The organism is Streptomyces sp. NPDC126497 (assembly GCF_040302425.1).
In the GTDB taxonomy this organism is placed as follows: domain Bacteria; phylum Actinomycetota; class Actinomycetes; order Streptomycetales; family Streptomycetaceae; genus Streptomyces.
This window is the reverse complement of record NZ_JBEORT010000193.1, coordinates 1-4,445: the sequence shown is the minus strand read 5'-3', so window position 1 is coordinate 4,445 and position 4,445 is coordinate 1. Positions and strand designations below refer to the sequence as shown.

Sequence of the window (4,445 nt, the reverse complement as noted above, 5' to 3'; positions counted from 1 at the left end):
ATACAAACTTCGTTTGTGTGCGGTTTGCGTTGCAAACAAAGAGCATATTCGCTTGTTGCGAATATAAAAATTAAAATCCTTCATTCGCTGATGTGCGAATGAGTATCCGTCTTGTGACGAATACAAAAACTCATCGTAAGAGATTAATTATTTCTCATTGGCAAAATGCCATTTCGTCTAATTAATTTCTTACGATTCCATAATAAAAATTCTCCCACCTTACGGTACGATCATTTTTATTACGGCTACTACAAAATCTTTTGAAAAGGAGGTTCAAGCATATGGCAATCTATCACTTCTCAGCACAAATGATTTCCAGAGGAAAAGGACAATCAGCAATTGCGTCAGCTGCCTATCGTTCTGGTCAGCGTTTAGTTGATGAACAAACTAATGAAAGTAAATTTTACAAAAGAGAAGTGAAGCCGGAAACCCATATTCTTGCTCCTGAAAATTCCCCTGTTTGGGTTAAAAATCGTGAGATTCTTTGGAATGAAATTGAACGTTCTGAGAAAAGAAAGAACTCTCAATTAGCCAGAGAAATAAATATTGCTTTACCTAAAGAACTTTCCAATCAACAACAAACTGAATTAATCAAAGGCTACATCCAAGACCAATTTGTAGATAAAGGCATGGTTGCTGATATCGCTATTCATAGAGATGACTCCAACAATCCTCACGCTCACATAATGTTAACAACACGAGAAATTTCAGAAGAAGGCTTTACTACAAAGAATCGTGATTGGAACAAAAAAGAACTGCTGGAGCAGTGGAGAGAACAATGGTCAGAATACGCAAATAAAGCATTAGAACAATCAAACATCAAAGAACGAATTACACATAAATCTCACGCTGAACGTGGACTTGAAATCTTACCTACGGTTCATATGGGGCATGTCGCTTCTGATATGGAGAAAAAGGGGATGAAAACTGAGCGAGGTAATATTAATCGTGAAGTACAAAAGCATAATGCTATTGTTTATGACTTACAAAGATACCGCCAAGAGAAGCAACAAATAGAAGCAGAGTTAAAACAACAGGAGCAAAAGAAGTCTGTAGAATTAACTACTGAAGAACAAAAAAATGTGGAGGCAGCCAAACAAATTATTGGCGAAATTCCAACGGTAGCAACAATTGCCAACTATAGAAAATCATTAGAAGTACAGACCGAACAACAAAGAAAAGCACTAGAATCTTTAAAGACAAAAAATCACATAGTTTCTATTGCAGAACAAGCAGAAAAACAGCTTTCTCATTATGAAAAAACATTAGAAGAATTAAAGGGAAAACTTGATAAAGTAGGATTTTTCCAACGTAAGGAAAAAGAAAATTTGCGTGCTAGTATCAACACTTTACAAGATAAAATCATCAGCCAGCATGACCACTTAAATACATGTTTAAAAGAAGCTGGTTTATCTGCACGTGAAGAGATCCAGTTAGCTAAAAAGCAATTAAGTAAACAAATTGATACGTCTACTCGAACTTTAAACGGGAGCATCTTAAAATCTGTAGACCAAAAACAAATACTAAACCAGACAGAAGAAATACTAAAGCAAAAGCTAATTCGTAAAGTAGCTATCCAATATCCTGAATTGAAAACAGCAGGACAATATTTGGATTACAAGACAGCATCTAAATTGAACCGACTAAATGAGAAACAAGGAAAAACTATATCGCTCGACAACATAAAACATACTTTAGAACAAAGACAGCATAAAATTGAATTAAATCGAGAAGGTATTCAAAACTATAATCTGGCTGTTCGGAATGCTCAAAATGCAGAAAGTTATTTTAATCATCTTACTGAACTAGAAAAACGAATTGAACGAATCGAATCGAATCCTTACTTAAAAGGAAAAATTCTGTTTTCCAAGGAAGAACAACAAGCTTATCAGAAAGATTTACAAAAACGAGAACAGTTAACTCAAGCTATTCGAACCATCGGTTATGAAGATCGGGAGCATTTGGAACAACATAAAAGAGAAATAGAGAAAGTTGCTCCAGCACTTGAAAAAGTTCAACAAGAAACGCAAAGCCTAAGCCAAAGCAATGACTTTCTTTCAGCCATCCTAGAAGGGGTAGAACAAGCCCAAAAGCAGGAACACAAAGTAAATGCTAAGCAAAAACCAAAGCAACGCTTAAAAGGGCAAAACATTGGGTTAGAAAGGTAATCATGCTATATTCAAAAAAGCTACAGATGTGACAGCATCTGTAGCTAGCCTACTCTTTTAAGAATTGGCTCTATATTTTATAGATCAGTGAAATGACCTCCAAACAGCGCCAAGCCGTAGGGAGGTCATTTTTTATTTCTTATAGAGATTTGTTTATAAAAACAGATAATCAATCAAATAATACAAAAAAGGAGTTGAATACAAAATGAAGAAAATGATTACTGCAATGATATTATTAGTTGTTTTAGTAATGGGAATAAGCACAAATTCAATTCAAGCTAAGGAACCAGCAAAAGAATCATGGAGCAAATATCCTGATAACTCTAGTGAAAAGTTTGCTAGTCCAAATTCTTTTTATAGCTCAATAGACCAAAAACAATATACTGAATACAAGAACGCTAAAATTAACATTAGAGAAAAAGTCTCTTTTAAAGATGTGAACAAGGTGTTGTCAAAAGTAGATGAGTTTATTGGTGAAAATCGAGTTTCAGGTGATGGTTTTCATCCTAATAGACAAGTATATGTTTATTTAACAGTATCTGAAAATGGTAAAGATATAAAAAATATAATTGTTGATGCTGAAACAAAAAAAGTTCTTTTTAAATCCGAACCTTTAATAAAACGATAAAAAGGTTGCCTTTGGGTAGCCTTTTATTTCATTTTCCACTGCATTTCATACTTTGCAAAGACCTGGATTAGATCATCCACTAGTTTTTCATTTTCCTCCCCAGACAAAGGCTTTTTTGCGTAATCCCTTTTGTATTCAAATCCTACATACCAAGTGCGGTTCATATCAAATTCCCCATTTATGATTTTTTTTGAATCATCAAATTCCATAACTATCAACTCCCCCTTTAAAGTGTATACAAAGCCCGTAGAAGGCCGTTATCCATTTAACACCTTTAAATGCGTTATTTTAAAAAAGGGCTCAATATAACCCCTTTAAAACGTTCTCAATGCTATTAGTAAGGAGTATCATCATCATTATCTTTATTTTTCTTATCTAATGTTCTTTCAATTAATCTTTGAGATATAATTTTTTGTGTTTCAGACTTGGATTTAATATTAAATACAACTTCGAAAACACTTCTTCCCTTTTTAATCGTATCGTATGTAATCGTAATGTCAGTTAATTTATTGATTTCTTTAATAGCTTGTTCTATCACAAAACGCTTGAAATCAACCCATCTAGGTAATGTATCATCATCTAGATTTAGGACTTTCCTTAATTCATCCACTTCATAAATAATCCCTTGGACATTTTCGTAAGACTTTAATATTTCATAGAGCCTAATACTATATTGGCTTTTCATAGTCATTACATATAAGTAATTATATTTAGTGAAAAATTGCTTCAACTGCAACAAATGAGGCTTTAAATCTTTATCCAATTTAATATCAATTATGTCTTTCTTATGGTCTATAACTACTTTGTCGATCCACCTCATTAACACTTCCGTACCATCTTCTTGTTCCATCCAAAAACTTTTGTCGCTTATCTTTTTCAGGGAACTTTTAATAATCGAATAGTTTTTCCCACTTCTATCGCTGATTTGGCAAATTTTACAGTAATCCTTAATTGAAAAACGATACGTTTTAAAATCATCATCTTTTGGCTCAATCATTTGGATTACGTGCAATATCAATTTTTGTTCAACCAATGTTAAATCAAAACGAGTTTTTTGAATTAGATGATTAGATTTAACAACGGGGAAATTACGTGTTTCCATTTCTTTTAATTTTGGTACTCTATCAGATAATTTTTCTAATCTCCTTGCCATTTCTTTATTCCTTTCATAACTCTTGATATAACTATCATATTTAAAAGTGAGTTAAAAAACAAGTTTTTCTAAAAAACTCACTTTAAGTGCACCAAAACTCACTTTAAGTGCACCAAAACTCACTTTTAAGTGCACCAAAACTCACTTTAAGTGCACCAAAACTCACTTTTAAATTTTTGAGACTTACAGCCCCAAGGGTTTCAAGCTCCTATAAATAAGTAAAAAGGTTTTAAAAATCTTTAAAAAATAACTATATTATTAAAAGTTAAAATTATGTCCCTTAATTTTTTATATCAATCCGAATATTTCTTCAAATTAATAACATATATAATAAAAAATGGAAAAACAAAGAATGTTTAGGGAGGTATATATTGTGCAGGAGGAAGTAAAAGCTATTTTAATAGGTTTTGTTGCTCTGATCTCTGCTTATTTGACTGTATTTTCTTTATGGTTTTGTTTAGTTGCAATAATATTAGGAGTTATAGGATATAAACAA

Annotated in this window: 3 protein-coding genes; 2 read left to right on the top strand and 1 reads right to left on the bottom strand. The window is 32.3% G+C overall.

Annotated features, from left to right (window positions below; all coding sequences use genetic code 11):
* Positions 1 to 281: 281 nt before the first annotated feature.
* Positions 282 to 2,168: a MobQ family relaxase gene (mobQ, locus tag ABTY20_RS34875; RefSeq protein ID WP_350623818.1), complete on the top strand. Its 1,887-nt coding sequence runs from the start codon at positions 282 to 284 to the stop codon at positions 2,166 to 2,168.
* 205 nt (positions 2,169 to 2,373) lie between these two features.
* A complete protein-coding gene (locus ABTY20_RS34870) occupies positions 2,374 to 2,796 on the top strand; it encodes a hypothetical protein (protein WP_350623821.1) in 423 nt (140 codons plus the stop codon).
* 334 nt (positions 2,797 to 3,130) lie between these two features.
* Here ABTY20_RS34870 and ABTY20_RS34865 read toward each other — a convergent pair whose 3' ends face one another.
* Entirely contained in the window at positions 3,131 to 3,949 is an 819-nt protein-coding gene (locus tag ABTY20_RS34865; protein WP_350623823.1) for a replication initiation protein, read from the bottom strand.
* Between the last annotated feature and the right edge of the window lie 496 nt (positions 3,950 to 4,445).

Bases quoted from the DNA above. Each gene is read 5' to 3' on its own strand.
- mobQ (WP_350623818.1), top strand. From the start codon at position 282: ATGGCAATCTATCACTTCTCAGCACAAATGATTTCCAGAGGAAAAGGA.
- ABTY20_RS34865 (WP_350623823.1), bottom strand. From the start codon at position 3,949: ATGGCAAGGAGATTAGAAAAATTATCTGATAGAGTACCAAAATTAAAA.
- ABTY20_RS34870 (WP_350623821.1), top strand. From the start codon at position 2,374: ATGAAGAAAATGATTACTGCAATGATATTATTAGTTGTTTTAGTAATG.